We start from the raw sequence: 17,075 nt of genomic DNA, 5'->3' as shown, positions 1-17,075 counted from the left end.
TGACATTTAAAGCAAATGGCCTCCCGGTTTTCCGGCAAGCCCCGGTATTTAGGGATGGATCACGTAATTGGAGAAGCCACCATGACGTTGCGCTATACCCGAGATCGCCTTGTTGACCTCTGCCAGTGGATAGCCGTGGGTCTCAAGGATGGAGAAGTCCGCGACACCGGACGCCACCATGTCCGCCATCTCCTGCCCTTCCTGGGCCGTGAACCATGCCGACCCGTAGAGCCTCTGATTGTGGTCCATTAGCCAGTGGACGTCGATCGGGATTTCCCCGGAGACAGCACCGATGTCCACGGCGACACCGCCACGGCGCAGGCCGCGCAGACCCTGCAGGAAAGTCTCCTGTTTGGCACCGGGACCGAGGCAGTCGATAAAGGCATCCACCCCTTCCCCATCGGTATGAGCAAGCGCAAAGTCGGTTACGCTGCCTTCATCGATGGAAAAGACTTCGATCCGGTTGGGCGCAAGTGCCTTGATTTCCTCAAGGAGCCTCTTGTCGCGGCCAGTACCAAGGATTTTGTTCACCCCAAGAGCGAGCCCGAACACCGCTGCACCAATGCCCAGCGTGCCGCTTATGCCGTTCACGAGGATGGTGTCGCCAGGTCCGGCTTTGACCTTCTTGAGAGCCGAATAGGCTGTTCCCATGTAGCCTAGACGCGCAGCCTGGTCGAATGTCATGTTGTCGGGAATGGTCACGATCGCGGAAGCGGGGGCAACCATATATTCGCTGAGGCCACCGATCGGATAGTCGTCGAAGGTCTGGAGCGCCTCCGTGCTGAAGCCAAAGTAGCCCTGGAAAGCATAGTGGCGGCAGGAAATATGATCACCGTGACGGCAGTGACGGCAAGTTCCGCAGCTGCGACCTGGATTGACATAGACGCGATCACCCGGCTTGAGGCTGCGGACGCCGCTGCCGACGGCCGCGATTTCACCGGCGGGATCGAGGCCGAATACCGCAGGAAGCGGTGGCTGCGGCATATGCGGGAACCAAGTCGGCCAATTGGCAAGTATGTTGTGCAGATTGGGCACGATACCGCAGGCTCTCACTCGGACAAGAACATCCATGTCGCCAGGTTTCGGCATCTCCAGCGTTTCGATCCTCATTGCGTCACCGACCGCATGCATGCGCGCAGCCGTCATCGTTGTCGGGATATTCATTGCTTTCCTCCGATTGCTAAATTTGCCAGCCCCTCCAGCTGGCTCCTCCATACGGCAAGAGCTACTATAATATTTTCGAAAATTCAAGTGATTTCGTAAATATCATTGCTCGTCCGACATGGTCAGGATCGAGGTGCCAGTGGCGCCAGGCATTCAGACGACCGGTGCGGCACCAACCTCCCTCCGCGCTGGCAGCATGATGTTGGCGGAGCCTCAATCTTCAGCGCCATCGACAGATTCGCCGCGACTGGTTCAACGCGTGTTCAACAAAACGCGGAGCCAGCAGATGACATGCTTGTCAATCGACCTGGTGGTTGTTTACGATATTATCTGTATTTTCGAAATTAGAGGATGTTTCGAATGCGATATGTAAGCTTCATCCACGACAGCACGTCACGATATGGTTGTGTCAATGGTCATTCTGTTTGCGATCTCGGCCTGCGGACGGGCCTGCCAGACCTGAAGAGTCACATTGCGTCGCATTTCGACAACCTCGGTCGGGAATCCGATCTCAAGACGGATTTCGACCTCGCTGACGTGGTGCTTCAGCCTGTAATTCCTAATCCCGAGAAGGTCATCTGCGTGGCGATCAACTATCGTGAAAGCGATTCCCCTTCCCCGGACGAGCCTGAATACCCCGTTGTCTTCACCAGGTTCGCCAATGCCCAGACAGGCCATAACACACCGCTGCTCAAGCCCGATGTGTCTGACAAATTCGACTACGAAGGCGAGCTGGCCGTTATAATCGGTCGGGCGGGCCACAGGATCACCGAATCCGACGCCCTCGCACATATCGCAGGCTACTCGTGCTTCAACGACGGCAGCGTCCGTGATTGGCAGAAACACTCTTCTCAATTCACGCCTGGCAAGAACTTCGTACAATCTGCCGGATTCGGACCGTGGATGGTGTCCGCCGACGAGATTCCCGACCCCTCGGGATTGGATCTCCGGACCACGGTAAACGGCGAACTACGTCAGTCGACCAATACCAGGCGTATGATGTTCCCCATACCGTGGCTGATCTCCTACCTAAGTCAGTTCACGAGGCTGGAACCGGGCGATGTTATCGTGACCGGCACCCCAAAAGGGTTCGGTTCCAGCCTTCAGCCGCCAAGGTTCCTGCAGGTCGGCGATGTCGTGGAAGTAGAAGTCGACGGCATTGGCGTATTGCGAAACCCAGTGGCTTAAGAAACGCCTCTTTGAGAATTGGGAACAGGGGAGGCGACTCTCAGTCAAATATGCCAGACGGGTAGCAAACCAACATGCCGGGGTCGCGGGGGGGCTTGCCGGCTAAGATGCCAGGCGCTTGTCGGGTGGCAGCTATTCTCCCACGACAGGAGATAACATGGCTCTGTGTTTCAGCCGAAAGCTCGAGAAAAGTTTTCGGAGCTCAGCACTTTCGTTCACGAGACCTGCGCCCTCAGCACTCATCTGCTCGACCATGGAGCATTCTGTTGGGTGGCATGATCCATATGATGGACGGCCATATCAACCTCGGAATGCCCAGTCGACTGCTCCTGCGCGACCACGGAAATTGCAGCGATGTGCCCGACCCTCCATCAACGGCACCTCAGTCGCGGCATCGCCGTTCGTCATTGCTGCTAGTCCGCTCTGCGAGAACTGAGCCATTCCAGCCAGTTGCAAATCTTACCCAAATGCCGGCAGCAACTGTTCGATGCTCTTCTTCGCATCGCCGTAGAACATGCGGGTGTTGTCCTTGAAGAACAGCGGGTTCTCGATGCCGGAATAACCGGTTCCCTGACCGCGCTTGGAAACGAACACCTGCTTTGCCTTCCAGACTTCGAGCACGGGCATGCCCGCGATCGGCGAATTCGGGTCTTCCAGAGCGGCCGGATTGACGATGTCGTTGGAGCCGATGACGATGACCACGTCGGTTTCGTGGAAGTCGTCGTTGATCTCGTCCATCTCGAGCACGATGTCGTAAGGGACCTTGGCCTCGGCAAGCAGCACGTTCATGTGCCCGGGCAGGCGTCCGGCGACCGGATGGATGGCGAAGCGGACGCTCTTGCCGGCGGCGCGCAGCTTGCGCGTGAGTTCGGAAACAGCCTGTTGCGCCTGAGCCACCGCCATGCCGTAGCCTGGCACGATGATGACGCTGTCGGCATCGTTGAGTGCCGCCGCCACGCCATCGGCATCGATGGCGACCTGCTCGCCGACGATCTCCATTTGCGGTCCGCCGGTCGCGCCGAAGCCGCCTAGGATGACCGAGACGAAGGAGCGGTTCATCGCCTTGCACATGATGTAGGAAAGGATCGCGCCGGAGGAGCCGACCAGGGCGCCGGTGACGATGAGCAGGTCGTTGCCGAGCGAAAAGCCGATCGCCGCCGCGGCCCAGCCGGAATAGGAGTTCAGCATTGAGACGACCACCGGCATGTCGGCGCCGCCGATGCCCATGATCAGGTGATAGCCGATGAAGAAGGCGAGCGCCGTTATCAATCCGAGTGCCCAGATCTCGGCGCCGTTCACATAGATCAGCATCAGGATCAGCGACAGAATGGCCGCGCCGGCATTGAGGACATGGCCGCCTGTCAGCTTCCTTGCCTTGCCGTCCACCTTGCCGGCGAGCTTGCCGAAGGCGACGACGGAGCCGGTGAAAGTGACCGCGCCGATGAAGATGCCGAGGAAGACCTCGACCTTCATGATCGAAAGTTCGACCGGCGCCTTATGGGCGAGGATGCCGGCAAAACCGTCAAGGGCGGCACGGGCGGCCTCATCGAGGCCGGCGACGCGGGCAGCCTCCAGATGCGCGCTGAAGCCGATGAACACCGCGGCGAGACCGACGAAGGAATGCAGCGCGGCGACGAGCTGCGGCATCTCGGTCATCTGCACGCGCGAGGCGACATAGTGCCCGAGCACCGAGCCGCCGGCGATCATCAGCGCGATGACCAGCCAGTTGCCGACACCTGGCCCGAATATGGTGGCGATGGCGGCAAGCCCCATGCCTGATATGCCGTACCAGACGGCGCGCTTGGCGCTTTCCTGGCCGGAAAGGCCGCCGAGCGACAGGATGAAGAGAACGGCGGCGGCGATGTAGGCGGCCGAGACGATACCGATGGTCATTTTGAAAATCCTTAGCCGCTCAGGACTTCTGGAACATGGCGAGCATGCGCCGTGTCACGAGGAAGCCGCCGACGATGTTGATGGTGGCAATCAGCACCGACAGCGCCGCCAGTGTCGTCACCAGCGCGCTCCCGGAGCCGATCTGCAGGAGCGCGCCCAGGATGACGATGCCGGAGACGGCATTGGTCACGGCCATCAGCGGCGTGTGCAGCGAATGCGAGACGTTCCAGATGACCTGGAAGCCGACGAAGCAGGCAAGCACGAAGACGATGAAATGGCTCATGAAACTTGCCGGTGCAAAGGCGCCCGCGAGAAGCAGAAGCGCGGTGCCTGAGGCGAGCAGCATGCCCTGGTTCTTCGTCTGCACCCTGAAGGCGGCGGTCTCGGCCGCACGTTTCTCCTCCAGTGTCGGCTCCTTTGCCTTTTCCTTTGGCTTCTGTGCGGCAATGGCCTGGATCTTGGGCGGTGGCGGCGGATAGGTGATCGCTCCTGCGAAGGTGACGGTCGCGCCGCGGATGACATCGTCTTCCATGTTGTGGACGATGACGCCGTCCTTCGCCGGTGTGAGGTCCGCCATCATGTGACGGATGTTGTTCGCATAAAGCGTTGAGGCCTGGGCTGCCATGCGGCTTGGGAAGTCCGTGTAGCCGATGACGATGACGCCATTGTCGGAAACGACACGGCTGTCGGCGACGGTGAGATCGCAATTGCCGCCGCGCTCGGCGGCGAGGTCGACGATCACCGAGCCGGGCTTCATCATCGCCACCATGTCGGCGAGCCAGAGCTTCGGCGCATCCCGGCCGGGGATCAGCGCCGTGGTGATGACGATATCGATCTCAGGCGCCAGTTCGCGGAACTTTTGAAGCTGCTTCTCCCGGAACTCCGGCGACGATGGCGCGGCATAACCGCCGGTCGCTGCGCCATCCTGCTGCTCATCGAAGTCGAGATAGACGAATTCGGCGCCCATGCTCTCGATCTGCTCGGCGACCTCGGGACGCACGTCGAAGGCATAGGTGATGGCGCCGAGCGAGGTTGCTGTGCCGATCGCCGCAAGGCCGGCGACGCCGGCGCCGATCACCAGCACCTTGGCCGGCGGCATCTTGCCTGCCGCCGTTACCTGGCCGGTGAAGAACCGCCCGAAATTGCTGCCGGCCTCGATCACAGCGCGATAGCCGGCGATATTGGCCATCGACGACAGGGCGTCCATCTTCTGGGCACGCGAGATGCGCGGCACCATGTCCATGGCGATGACATTGGCGCCCCTGGCCCGAGCCTCTTCCAGCAACTCTGCGTTCTGCGCGGGATAGAAGAACGAGATCAGCGTCTGGCCGGCACGCAGGCGCTGTACTTCCGAGGTTTCCGGCGGACGCACTTTAACGATCGCATCGGCTGCTTCGTAAAGCGCCGTCGCCGTCTCGACCACGACAACGCCGGCTGCACGATAGGTGTCGTCAGAAAATCCGGCCGCTTCGCCAGCACCAGTCTCGACGACGCACTCATATCCGAGTTTGCGCAGTTGGAGTGCGCTCTCAGGCGTCACCGCAACCCGCGCCTCGCCTTCCCATATCTCTTTCAGGGCACCAATCAGCAAGTCATCCTCCCAACGCTTTAGAATTCTGATCAAATCGCGCAGTCAGCAGAAGACCACGCGACGGACGCTTTAGCCCGAAGTTCGAACTCCTTGTTGATGTCTTCGAGGGCCAGGTGTGGGTGACCGGTTTGATCTCGATCTTGCCCTGCATGTACCAGTCGGCGATGTCAGGCACGCCGGTGCGGCCGCGGACGCCTGCGATGCCGATGCGGCCCCCTTCAGCTCGGGCAGCACTTCGTTTCAAGCCGGCTAACTCCGGAGATCATCGAGAACACTCCAGACCAACTGCGGCGGAGCGTCGATCGTGATTTCGGTTTCCAGAACAAGCCTGGATAGACCTCTTGAAGGAAAGGGGTCTGGCCAGCGCCGTTTCGCGCGAGAGCGCTGCGGTGCCGGTCAAGAAAATTCCGCCGGCACGGCAACACCCCGCTTGACACCTTCCTCCGCCAGACGCTTGGCGGTACCTGCGGCAATTGGAATACCGTCAGCGCTTCGCCTTGCAGCCGCCAGATATCCTCGCTCTCCAGGCAACAGCACCTCCTTGATGCCGGCCGCCGGCGGCAGGCCTTTGATGGCGCGTGCCAGTGCCGCGATGTCTTCCACGACCGCATGCGGCAGTCCGAACGCCAACGGATTGATGGCTATTGCCAAGCCGTTAAAGCCGTTGTCCTTCTTCTCCAAGAGGGCTGCGGAAATCAGCGGATTGCCACCAAGTACACTCACCAGAACCTCAATCATCAACGATAGACCGGAGCCCTTTGGTCCTGCCATCGGTAGCACCGCCTTGACTTTGGAAGGATCGGTTGTCGGGACGCCCTCAACGTTCACGGCCCAGTCCGGAGGGATCGGGTGGCCCGCGTCCTTTGCCGCCATGATCTTGCCGAGCGCGACTGCTGCAGTCGACATATCGAAGATCAGAGGGTTTTGTCCTTCTCCAGCCGGTGCACTGATCGCAATCGGATTGGTCGAAACCCCCTCACCCCGGGCTCCATGATAGACCATCAATGGCTTTGAGGCCGACATGACAATACCGATCATTCCGGTCCGGGCGATCTTCTCAGCGAAATAGCCGATTGCGCCCGAATGGCTTATGCGGGAAATCTCGCACAGACCGATGCCGAACGTCCCGGCAAGCCCGATGGCCTTCTTTGTCGCCACCGACATCCCGATCGCGCCTGGAACAAGATTGCCGTCCAATCGGCAAATCGCGCCAAATTCATGCGACACGGTGGGCTCGGCGCAGCCCCTTACGATGCCGAGCTCCACCATTTCGATGTAGCGTGGGATGCGCAAGACGCCGTGGGAATCGGTGCCCCGCATATTGGCCCAGACCAAAAGCTCGGCGGACTGTTCCGCGTATTGTTCGCTAAAGCCACCTGCCTGCAAAAGCGCCGCGGCAAAATCCTCCAGCACCTGCCTGCTAATAGGCTTTGTCTCGGAAGCTTCACTCATGACGCAGTGCTCAGCGGGGACGGAAAGAACTTGTCGAGCCAACCTTTCATCATCGCCTTGGTGCGCGGCGCATCGCTTGGTGCGAGCGGGAAGTGCGCCGTCGTATCAATCAACATGAGTTCGGTTGGCTGGCCGGCCCTCTCGAACATGCGGATGGATTCGCTTGTCGGCGTGATGATGTCATTGGCGGTGTGGAACAAAAGCAACGGGCGCGGCGCGATATTGCCGATGACATCGTCCGCACGGAAATTATACATCGACCACGCAGTTTCGACCGGGATCTCCATGATCGCCTTCGGAGAGAGGTTCTTGCGCAGATGTTCAGGGATCGGGACGGCATCGAAGCGGGACATCCAGAGGCTTTCGCCAGTCTCTTGCTTATGCTTGCGACCGTTTTCGAGAATGCCGATGAACTTATCCCATGATTCCGGCGTCGGGTGCTGGCCGCGGAACTTTCGCTCGCCGTTACCCCAACCACAGGACGAGAGGCAGCAGGCAACACGCTCGTCGACGCCTGCCGTGTAGACAGAGACGGCCGCACCGAAACTATGACCAGTTATGCCAATACGCGCCGAATCCACTTCCTCTCGGCCGGCAAGGAACGTCAGGGCGTTCTTGGCATCAGCAACCTGGTCGAAGCAGCGCACCTGCGCACGCTCCCCCTCGCTTTCGCCGCAGCTGCGAAAATCGAACCGCAAGGCGATATAGCCGAATGTTTCCATCATTTCGGCCTGAATCTGCGCGTGGCTTTCGTCCTTGGAGCCGACAAAACCGTGGCAGACGATGAATGCGGGGAGCTTCTGCCCGGCCTGGCGAGCGTCCGGGATATGGAGCACGGCTGATATCTTCAGTCCGTCCGACATAAACGTGAGCTTTTCTTGCATGGCGTCTTACCTCAGATTTGTTCAGGCGATCTTGGTGAAAGGATGGAAATATTCACGCCATTCCAATGGCGCCGGCGTGCCCCAGACGTTCATGTCGCGGACGTTACCGGGGCGTTCCAAGTTCGTTATGACGTTCGGCTCGAAATTCGCATCGTCAGCGATATGCGACATCGGACCAGAGCATTCGATCATCATGCCGCTGGCATCGGTGTAATAGGCGTAGGTATTGTCGCCCGGACGATGCCGTCCCGGGCCCCAAAGAAGTTGCCGGTCAAAGCGGTCGAGAATATCGCCAAGCCGGCAATACATGTTGAACTCTACAAACTCGAACGAGACATGGTGCAGCCCGGCTGCGGCACCCTTGACCACACCGAGAACATGGTGCTGGCGGTTGCCTCCGTACATCCAACTGAGCGCATCATTGACCATACGTTCGGACAGCTTCATGCCGCCGATAGCTTCGAGCTGCGCCCTGGTGGCAACCGGATCCGGCGAAATCAGATTGATGTGGTCAATGCGGCGCGGCATGATGCCGTTCGTGGGAAAACGCTGCCCCCGAATGTTGTTGCGGATCGGCGTATGGACCTCGAAACGCAAGCCTTCCGGTGTCGCGAAGGTCACGCCTGCATCCATGCAGGACAGGCTTGGTTGGTGAGAGAGAATACGGCAGCCGGCAGACTCGATACGCGACACCACAGCCTCGACATCGGCCTTCGTCAGGGCTTCAAGACCGATCGTGTGAGCCGAATTCTCGTCCCCATGGATCAGCACCAGCTCAGCCGCACGCCCGTTCGAGCTGAGCCAGGTCTGATCCCTTTCCTGGTGAGAAACCCTTAACCCCAAGATTTCGGTCGAATCACGAATAACCGCATCCGGGTTCGTCACATTGACCTTCAGGTGCCCAATGGCGTGCACGAGGTGCGTCATTTCTTCCTCCCTTGAAATTGCGATGCTCTGTTCCGCTGCAGCCCTGATACGCCAGTTAGATTGTCCATGCAAGGTATTTTCGAAATTATAGAGTTTTGCGAAAATTATGAGTTGGGCGTATTTCGAATCTGTTTTTGCAGAATGGAAATGATAAATTTCGCCAAGATTGATTTTTTCGAAATTATCCTTAAACTTCGTTGCGGGTTGAAACGTGTGGCTTCTCAACACATGAGCCGGGAGATCGTCTTGAAAAAACAAAGTGCAGGCGGCGAAACACGAGCCGGCGACGTGCTGCAACGCATGCGGCGGGATATCGTAAATTGCGATCTCAAACCCGGTGAGAAGTTGCGCTTTGAAAGCTTGCGTGAACGCTACGAAGTAAGCTTCTCGACCTTGAGAGAAGCCCTCTCACGTCTCTCTGCAGAAAATCTTGTGGTTGCGGAAGGACAGCGTGGTTTTGTCGTAGCACCCGTCTCGATTGCCGATCTCAACGATCTCACGGATGCACGTGTCCTCATTGAACGAGAAGCACTTGCGAAAGCCATACGCAAGGGCGATGACCTTTGGGAAGGCGATATCCTTTCCGCGTTTCATCGAATGGAGAAGCTCCAGCAGCGCATCGGCGGAGAATATTATCTTTCGGACGAGTGGAGCGTGGTGCATGGCGAATTCCACTATTCGCTTGTTGCTGCCTGCGGTTCGCCAGTGCTGCTCGAAATGAGAGCCAAGCTTTTTGAGCGCGCCCATCGGTATCGACGCATGTCGTCACAGTTTCGCACGAAATGGCGGGAGAAGGACGTTGAACATAAGATGATCGTCGACGCTGTCATGGAGCGGAATGTCGATACGGCATTGAAGTTGATCGAGCTTCATATCCGGGAGACAAGCGCGAACGTCATTGAGCATGCCGGTCATCTATTTCCGGAATTGACGTCGGAAGCCCGGCGGCCCACCAAGAAGCCTCCGAGCATCGCCGCCGAATAGCGGTCATCGGAGTGGCTTTTTACCTCTGTTGAAAAGAAGGCGGTCGATGCGCAGGCTCAGGCTACCGGTCATCGTCTCCGTCCGGCGACTGGTTGAGACATGACGTCGTCACGTCAGCTAATAACTGCCGCGCCCAGCGATGCAAGCCCGATTTATGGGTCCGCTCTGTCCAATAAATGTCGATATCGATTGCAATGTGAACCGGAAAACGCCGCACGCAGAGTTGCCCGCCGTAGGCACGTGCCAGCCTGTTGGGAATAGTCGCAACAAGGTCCGTGCCAGCAATCATCAGCTCAATGCTATCGTGACTCGGAAGGGTGAGCTGCGGTGTGAGAAAGATGTCGTGTTCGCGCAGCGCCGCGAAATAAAGCGCCTGCCATTGGCCGTTATGCGTGACGGCGACATGAGCGGCTTTGCGGAAGCGCTCAAGCGTCAATTCGCCCGCGGCAAGGGGATTATGCGCATCCATGACACAGGAATAGTGGTCGGAGAATATCCTTCTACGGAAATAGCCTTCCCCGAGGATGCGGACTGGCCCAAGCACGATATCGGCGCTGTTTTCCTTCAACTGCTGCTTTCCGTTGACAGCCGATTCCAAGATATTGAGCACCACTTTCGGCGCCGCCGCCCGCAAGGCCGGGATAAACGTTGGCAACAGCAGGAAGCGCTCGTGGTGATTGCATGAAAGTGTCACTGTGCCGTCCGCGGTCTCGGGATCAAACTCCTCCGGCACGGCAATCGCCAGCATACGGTCGACGATCTCGCGTGCTTGCGAGACGAGATCCTTGCACTTGTCCGTCTCGGCAATGCTGTTGCCCTGCCGCACAAAGAGCGGGTCGCGGAATGCGCGGCGAAGGCGGTCGATCGCATAACTCACCGTGGACTGGCTAACATGCAACTGCGCAGCCGCAGCAGAAAACGATCTTGCGTCATGGACCGCAACAAGCACATGCATCGATCTCAAATCGATCTGGGCCAAATCGTCCGGAATCATCGCTTTTCCTGGGTCATCGAAAAATCCGATGACATTCATCGTATCCATCCAATTGTCGCAAGGAAAGTCCCTTTGTAATTTCCTCGGTGAGCAACTCGCTGGAGGGCGAGATTGGAGGAGATACAATGCCTGCAAACGATCAAAGATCTGTGCCCGTGATTTCTGATGTCTCGTTCGGCGAGCTTTTGAAGGATCCTTATCCGACTTTCGAACGCGCTCGCGGAATGGCTGCCATCGTCAGGATCGAAGCCGCCAATATCATGATTGCGACCCGCTACGACGACGTCGTGGCCATGGAACGTGATTCTGAGACATTCTCGTCGGTCAATCCGCAATCCCTCGTCAACAAGGTCATGGGCCATACCATGATGCGTAAGGATGGGGAGCTTCACGCACGCGAACGCAAGGCCATCGAGCCAGCGCTGCGACCGGGCGCGGTCAAATCCTGTTGGGCACCGCGACTGGAAATCATTTTCGACGAGGTGGTCGCCACCTTCGAGACAGACGGCGAGGCTGATCTGCTACATGCGCTCGCCGCTCCGATGGCCGGCCGGGCATTGGCGGAGGTGCTTGGCTTCATCGACGTCGACTGGCAGACGATGGCGCTGTGGTCGCAATCCTTGATCGACGGCGCTGGCAACTACTCGGCCGATCCCGAAATCTCCCAAAAGGCGGAGGACGCCGCACGCGGCGTCGAAGATGCAATCCGGCGCGCGCTGCCCTACCATCGTGACCAACCGAACGGTTCCGTTCTGTCTTCTATGCTCCATGCGGAGGATCCTCATAGTCTCGAGCAGATCTATGCGAATATCAAAGTCGCGGTTGGCGGTGGCCTGAATGAACCACGCGACTCCATACTGACGCTGTTGCTGGGACTTCTAGAGAACCCCGCTCAGCTGGAACGGGTCAAGGCTAACCCGGACCTTTGGCCGACGGCCTTCGAGGAATCCGTCCGTTGGATCTCGCCGATCGGCATGTATCCGCGCCGAGTGACGCGAGACGTCGTTTTTTCCGGCATCCAACTGCATGAGGGGGACCAGATCGGCTTATGCGTCGGCGCGGCCAACCGCGACGCAAGCCGCTTCGAGGCTCCCGACCATTTCGATGTTTTCCGGGAAAAGAAATCGCATCTCGCTTTCGGGGGCGGCCCTCACTTCTGTGCCGGCGCCTGGCTCGCCCGCCACATGGTTGGTCGTCTTGTCGTACCCGGACTATTCGAACGCCTTCGCAATTTGCGTCTTGCCCGCCATGACGCGGTGCGTATTCACGGATGGGTTTTCCGCGGGCCGACCACCCTGCCCGTGACCTGGGACGTTTGAGAGGAGGAAAAAATGGCCAATGTCACCTTTATACTTCCGGATGGAAGCGCACGCGCGTGCAACGCATCCCTGGGTCTCAGCCTGATGGAGGTTGCCCTGCAGAATTCGGTGACGGGCATCGTTGCCGAATGCAATGGCGCCGCCGCCTGCGCGACTTGCCACGTGATCATCGATGAAGACCTCGCGGGCAGGCTCGACTCTGCCAGCGACCACGAAAATGACATGCTCGACTTCACCACCGCGCCCCGTGAGCCCGGCAGCCGCCTCAGTTGCCAGATCAAGGTGGACGCTCGGCTTGACGGCGCGATAATCCGCGTCCCCAGGGGTATGTAAACGATGGCTACTCGCGTTGTCATTGTAGGCGCCGGGCAAGCCGGCTTCGCCGCGGCGGCAACACTGCGGCAGGAGAAGTTCGAAGGTGTAGTAACGCTGCTCGGTGCTGAGAAGGTGACGCCCTATCAACGCCCGCCGCTCAGCAAGGCATACCTGCTCGGAACGCTTGCGGCCGAGCGCCTGTCGCTTCGCAATGAAGACTTTTACGAGCGGCACCGGATAGACCTGCGGCCCGACGAACCCGCACTCTCTATCGATCTCGCCGGCAAGACCGTCGAGACATCACGAGCGCAATTGCCCTACGATCATCTCGTTCTTGCCACAGGGTCCAGTCCGGTGCGCCTGCCGGCGTGTATGGCGGAAGGCGTCGATAGGATCTTCTACCTGAGGAGCAAGGCAGATGCGGATGCACTGCGCCCGCGTCTCGTTCACGGCGCTCGCCTTCTCGTCGTCGGCGGGGGCTATGTCGGGCTAGAAGTGGCAGCGGCCGCACGCCAGGCCGGTGTCGCGGTGACGCTGGTCGAGATGGCGCCACGTATCCTCAACCGTGTGGCCGCTGAACCGACGGCTACCTATTTTCGGGAATTGCACCGCTCCCAAGGCGTCGACATCCGCGAGGGTACCGGCCTTGCCGGCCTCAAATCGGACGGTGCGGCGGTAATGGCCACGTTGGAGGACGGATCGTCTCCGTCTTTCGACGCAGTTGTGGTCGGGATCGGTGTCCGACCTGAAACAAGTCTTGCTGATAGTGCCGGCTTGGACACGCAAGATGGCATCCTTGTCGACGCACTCGGCCGCACATCCGACCTTGCAGTTTGGGCCGCAGGCGACTGCGCCGCGTTCGAACATGCCGGAGAGGTGATCCGGATCGAGTCGGTCCCGCGGGCAATCGACCAGGCGGAACACGTTGCACGCAATATCCTCGGCATGCATGTTCCCTACCGTCCCCGCCCCTGGTTCTGGTCAGATCAATACGCAACGAAATTGCAGATCGCTGGTCTCAATCGCGGCTACGATCGTACGACGACCACATTGGGCGCTTCAGAAGCCAGCATGACTGTTTCCTCCTGCGCGGCGACCGGCTCCTTGCTGTCGACTGCCTGAACGATGCGCGCAGCTTCATGCAAGCCAGGCGCAGTCTTGATCTCTGAAGGGTTGCAACGATCAAGGTCACACTGATGGACGGTGCCGCCGCCTCCCCTGCCCTTCTCGAGGGTCGTATCGACGCGAAAACGGGGAGCTCTCGATCATCGCGGCGTGTGCATTCAGCCGGCAATGCGGAAGAAGCGACTGAAAGATGCTCGTCACTATCGTCGCGCCAAGGGCCGGAAGTAGCCTCGCGCCGCCGGCTGTGGCGCCGCGTCGGAAATGGCGAGGATGTGGGTCGGCAGAAGAGCGTCAAGCGTCCGACTCAGACCGTCGACAACGTCGACTTCCCACCCGAGGCTCTCGGGCGGCAATCCGGAGCTCTCGGTCGAAGACGCCTTCATTGCCAGCTGGTGCGCGCTGAACGGCATCCTCCGCGAAGGCCGTCTCGCCGACGAACAACTCGCAGCGCTTTGGGAGCGCCGGTTGACGCCTCTGGCCTTTCTCTCTTCCACTCTCGGCGGCTTGCTGTGGGAAGGCGATGTGCGGCCAGAACATGATTCTTTCTGCCACGCCTATATGAGGCGCCTGATGAAACCTCAGAACGCCTCGGTGCTCGACGATGTGACAGAGATCTTCGGCGACAGCAACAACTGCGCAAACCTGGTGACGCCATGACCGAGGATAGCTGGGAGAATTTCGATCGGATCGCGCCGCGTTATGCTCAAAGGCTGGAGCAATGGCGACGGGGAGAAATCCGCTCCAAGGTTGACCGACCGTCAGAATAGCCGGCCTAATTTGAACTCCTTGGGCTGACGCATCGCGTGGACTCCCCTCGACATCCCGGCGCCAGCCATAAGCGCGAGAACTGGACCGATACGCTGGAAACCTTGGAGCGCGGGGTTATTCTGGGCCCCGCGCAACGGCGGATGTTCATGCAGATGTTGAGCGATGGCTACCGAAAGATTGAGCTCGATCAATCCTCGGATTGAACCGGGATCATCGCGGGGAGGAAATAGCTTGGCAATCGACATCAGGCATGAAGCCGCTAGGTCAAAATCGAGAGCCGAGTTTATAGCTTAGCGCTTCAATTGAAAATCGGGAATTAAAAGCCATATGGCGATTGCGGTGCCGGACGTCGGCGGGGTCTGGATGGCAGGGTTGGCGAGATCGTAACGCATTGAAAACATCGCAATATCCCGCTTCTCTACCGTCAGGGTGCGGATTGTGACCTGCATCATGGTTATCGATAATCATCGGTTATCGATAGTCAGCCATCTAATGCCAAATCCTTGCCATCTGCGGCCCGAATTGTTATGTTTAGCATCAATTCCGCCGAGGAAATGCAATGTCCGAACCACAGCTCTCCGTCCGCAGCTCCAAGGCCCGCGACCTGGCGCATGCGCTGGCACGGCGCACCGGCCAGCCGATCAACAAGCTCGTCGAGATCGCGCTCGAGCGTTACGACATCGAGCTTCGCCAGCAGAGCAATGTCCATCCGCTCGATGCCGTTTGGGAGCTCGCCGCCGAAGGCCGCCACAGCGTTCCGGCCGGCACGACGTCGGCGCACGACGATCTCTATGATGAGAACGGATTGCCGAAGTGATCGCTCTCGATACCTCGGTCCTGATCGCGATCATGCTTGATGAGCCGGAAGCCGAAACGTTCAAGGCGGTGTTGCGGCAAGAGCCGTCCATCGTCATCGGTTGGCCGACGCTGTTCGAAACAAGAACGGTTCTGGCCGCCAAGCGGTTTTCCAACCCCGGCGATATCGTCGCCCGCTTGCTCGGCGCCCCCAATATCACCGCCGTCGCTTTTGATGGAAAGCATTACCAGGCGGCCGAGCAGGCGCTCGAGCGCTATGGCAAAGGCCGGCATCCGGCCGGCCTCAACATGGGCGACTGCTTTTCCTACGCGGTGGCGGCGGTCGCCAGGGCGCCGCTGCTGTTCAAGGGCTTTGATTTCGGCAAGACCGATCTGAAATGCCACCCGGCATCGACGCGCGATAATCCCACCGGCTAAGGGAGTGGCTCGAAAGTTGACCGACGGTCCTGTCCCGCAACAAGGCCCCCTCCCCCGCGGTCAACAGCTGGACGCGCTGGCGGGGATCCTGCCGGCCGATCGCCGCGAGAGGCTGGCCGACATCCTCGCCGACGACGATGTCGCCACCCTGCGCCATCTCGCAAAAACCGGCACCGGCGACAACACGTTGCGGGCGCTCGCCTCCGATCTCGGCTATATCGAGCGCTGGTGCCAGCTGGCGACCGGTGCTCCCCTGCCCTGGCCGGCGCCGAAATTGCTGATCCTGAAATTTATCGCCCATCACCTCTGGGATCCGGCGGAAAAGGCAAACAACCCTGAGCACGGCATGCCGGAAACGGTGGCGTTCGTCCTGCGCGCCGAACAACTGCTCAAGGTTTTGGGCCCGCACGCGCCGTCGAGTGTCAAACGGCGGCTGGCCAATTGGAGCACGCTGACCCGGTGGCGCGGCCACGCGGGCGTGTTTGGAACCCAGGTCGTTCGTGATGCGCTGCGGCTGGCGGTACGGGCCGCCGGCCGGCTGCGGCAGCGCAAAAGCAAGAAGGCAGTCACCGCCGCCGTGCTGCAAAAACTGCTGGCGACCTGCGCGAGCGACCGTCTGATCGACGTGCGCGACCGGGCGCTGCTGCTGGTCGGATTTGCTGCCGGCGGCCGGCGGCGCTCGGAACTGGCTGAACTTCGCGTCGAGCAACTCGTTGATGAAGCGCCGATCCGGACCGATCCCAAGAACGACAACTCCCCTCCCCTGCCCTGTTTGACGATTTTACTCGGTCGCACCAAACGCGCCAACAGCGACGACGGCAGGAGCGTCGTGTTGATCGGACGGGCGGTGACGGCGCTGAAAGACTGGTTGGAGCGTGGAAAAGTTTCGGGCGGGGCGGTGTTCCGCAAGATCGATCGGTGGGGCAATGTCGTGCCGCGTCCCCTCACCCCGCAGTCGGTCAACCTGATCCTCAAAGCCCGCGCCCGACAGGCCTGGCTCGACGCCGCCGCTTTCTCCGCCCACGGACTGCGGTCGGGCTTCATGACGGAATCGGCCGATCGCGGCATTCCGTTGCTCGAGACGATGCAGCAGTCGCTGCATGCCTCGATCACGCAGGCCGGTAGCTACTATAGCAATGCCGAACGGAAAAATGGCCGGGCGGCGCGGCTGGTCATCTAAAGCGTGTCGCAGTCTTTCTGATTTAGGGCGCGGTGACGATTTAACGATTTGGGATTCC

18 protein-coding genes are annotated in these 17,075 nt (G+C 59.6%); 9 read left to right on the top strand and 9 right to left on the bottom strand.

The window, feature by feature from the left end:
• Positions 1–48: 48 nt before the first annotated feature.
• Positions 49–1,164, bottom strand: coding sequence for an alcohol dehydrogenase catalytic domain-containing protein (locus tag CO670_RS29890; protein WP_097593604.1), 1,116 nt, complete (start codon positions 1,162–1,164; stop codon positions 49–51).
• Positions 1,165–1,524: 360 nt separating this feature from the next.
• Here CO670_RS29890 and CO670_RS29885 point away from each other — a divergent pair, with 360 nt between their 5' ends.
• Entirely contained in the window at positions 1,525–2,352 is an 828-nt protein-coding gene (locus CO670_RS29885) for a fumarylacetoacetate hydrolase family protein (protein ID WP_097593618.1), read from the top strand.
• Positions 2,353–2,811: 459 nt separating this feature from the next.
• Here the strand turns inward: CO670_RS29885 and CO670_RS29880 are convergent, their stop codons facing one another.
• The 6 genes from CO670_RS29880 to CO670_RS29860 form a co-directional block, all read right to left on the bottom strand.
• Positions 2,812–4,245: an NAD(P)(+) transhydrogenase (Re/Si-specific) subunit beta gene (locus tag CO670_RS29880; protein WP_097593603.1), complete on the bottom strand. Its 1,434-nt coding sequence runs from the start codon at positions 4,243–4,245 to the stop codon at positions 2,812–2,814.
• 19 nt (positions 4,246–4,264) lie between these two features.
• The gene (locus CO670_RS29875) at positions 4,265–5,836 is read right to left on the bottom strand and encodes a Re/Si-specific NAD(P)(+) transhydrogenase subunit alpha (protein ID WP_097593601.1); all 1,572 of its coding nucleotides are present in this window, start codon (positions 5,834–5,836) and stop codon (positions 4,265–4,267) included.
• 1 nt (position 5,837) lies between these two features.
• Positions 5,838–6,080, bottom strand: a complete 243-nt coding sequence (locus CO670_RS33165; RefSeq protein ID WP_176539056.1) for a hypothetical protein — start codon at positions 6,078–6,080, stop codon at positions 5,838–5,840.
• A 152-nt stretch (positions 6,081–6,232) separates the two neighbouring features.
• Positions 6,233–7,288: an Ldh family oxidoreductase gene (locus CO670_RS29870; protein ID WP_097593600.1), complete on the bottom strand. Its 1,056-nt coding sequence runs from the start codon at positions 7,286–7,288 to the stop codon at positions 6,233–6,235.
• Positions 7,285–8,172, bottom strand: coding sequence for an alpha/beta fold hydrolase (locus tag CO670_RS29865; RefSeq protein WP_097593598.1), 888 nt, complete (start codon positions 8,170–8,172; stop codon positions 7,285–7,287). The genes CO670_RS29870 and CO670_RS29865 overlap by 4 nt, the downstream gene beginning before the upstream one ends.
• A 21-nt stretch (positions 8,173–8,193) precedes the next feature.
• Positions 8,194–9,099 (bottom strand): VOC family protein, encoded by a 906-nt coding sequence (locus CO670_RS29860; protein WP_097593596.1) that lies wholly within the window; start codon positions 9,097–9,099, stop codon positions 8,194–8,196.
• A gap of 228 nt (positions 9,100–9,327) precedes the next feature.
• Here CO670_RS29860 and CO670_RS29855 point away from each other — a divergent pair, with 228 nt between their 5' ends.
• Positions 9,328–10,083 (top strand): FCD domain-containing protein, encoded by a 756-nt coding sequence (locus CO670_RS29855; RefSeq protein WP_097593595.1) that lies wholly within the window; start codon positions 9,328–9,330, stop codon positions 10,081–10,083.
• Positions 10,084–10,144: 61 nt separating this feature from the next.
• On the opposite strand, the gene CO670_RS29850 is transcribed toward CO670_RS29855, so the two are convergent.
• Positions 10,145–11,125 carry a LysR family transcriptional regulator gene (locus tag CO670_RS29850; RefSeq protein ID WP_097593594.1) on the bottom strand — a complete coding sequence of 327 codons (981 nt, stop codon included), beginning with the start codon at positions 11,123–11,125 and terminating at the stop codon, positions 10,145–10,147.
• A 77-nt stretch (positions 11,126–11,202) separates the two neighbouring features.
• Between CO670_RS29850 and CO670_RS29845 the strand changes: the two genes are divergently transcribed.
• The 4 genes from CO670_RS29845 (at position 11,203) to CO670_RS29830 (ending at position 14,493) form a co-directional block, all read left to right on the top strand.
• Positions 11,203–12,396: a cytochrome P450 gene (locus CO670_RS29845; RefSeq protein ID WP_097593592.1), complete on the top strand. Its 1,194-nt coding sequence runs from the start codon at positions 11,203–11,205 to the stop codon at positions 12,394–12,396.
• Between the two features lie 12 nt (positions 12,397–12,408).
• Entirely contained in the window at positions 12,409–12,729 is a 321-nt protein-coding gene (locus tag CO670_RS29840; RefSeq protein WP_097593591.1) for a 2Fe-2S iron-sulfur cluster-binding protein, read from the top strand.
• 3 nt (positions 12,730–12,732) lie between these two features.
• Positions 12,733–13,833 (top strand): FAD-dependent oxidoreductase, encoded by a 1,101-nt coding sequence (locus tag CO670_RS29835; RefSeq protein WP_245426126.1) that lies wholly within the window; start codon positions 12,733–12,735, stop codon positions 13,831–13,833.
• A gap of 273 nt (positions 13,834–14,106) precedes the next feature.
• Positions 14,107–14,493 carry a hypothetical protein gene (locus tag CO670_RS29830; RefSeq protein ID WP_097593589.1) on the top strand — a complete coding sequence of 129 codons (387 nt, stop codon included), beginning with the start codon at positions 14,107–14,109 and terminating at the stop codon, positions 14,491–14,493.
• A gap of 401 nt (positions 14,494–14,894) precedes the next feature.
• Here CO670_RS29830 and CO670_RS33160 read toward each other — a convergent pair whose 3' ends face one another.
• Positions 14,895–15,056 (bottom strand): hypothetical protein, encoded by a 162-nt coding sequence (locus CO670_RS33160; protein WP_176539057.1) that lies wholly within the window; start codon positions 15,054–15,056, stop codon positions 14,895–14,897.
• A 107-nt stretch (positions 15,057–15,163) separates the two neighbouring features.
• Here CO670_RS33160 and CO670_RS29820 point away from each other — a divergent pair, with 107 nt between their 5' ends.
• The 3 genes from CO670_RS29820 to CO670_RS29810 are packed head-to-tail and all read left to right on the top strand — an operon-like array spanning position 15,164 to position 17,017.
• Positions 15,164–15,421: a type II toxin-antitoxin system VapB family antitoxin gene (locus CO670_RS29820; protein WP_097593585.1), complete on the top strand. Its 258-nt coding sequence runs from the start codon at positions 15,164–15,166 to the stop codon at positions 15,419–15,421.
• Entirely contained in the window at positions 15,418–15,837 is a 420-nt protein-coding gene (locus CO670_RS29815; protein WP_097593583.1) for a type II toxin-antitoxin system VapC family toxin, read from the top strand. Before CO670_RS29820 ends, CO670_RS29815 begins: the two co-directional genes overlap by 4 nt.
• 16 nt (positions 15,838–15,853) lie before the next feature.
• A complete protein-coding gene (locus CO670_RS29810) occupies positions 15,854–17,017 on the top strand; it encodes a site-specific integrase (protein WP_097593582.1) in 1,164 nt (387 codons plus the stop codon).
• Positions 17,018–17,075: the final 58 nt, after the last annotated feature.

Origin of the sequence: Rhizobium sp. J15, from assembly GCF_002531825.1 — a bacterium.
Taxonomy (GTDB): domain Bacteria; phylum Pseudomonadota; class Alphaproteobacteria; order Rhizobiales; family Rhizobiaceae; genus Rhizobium.
This window is presented reverse-complemented; position numbering and strand designations above follow the sequence as displayed.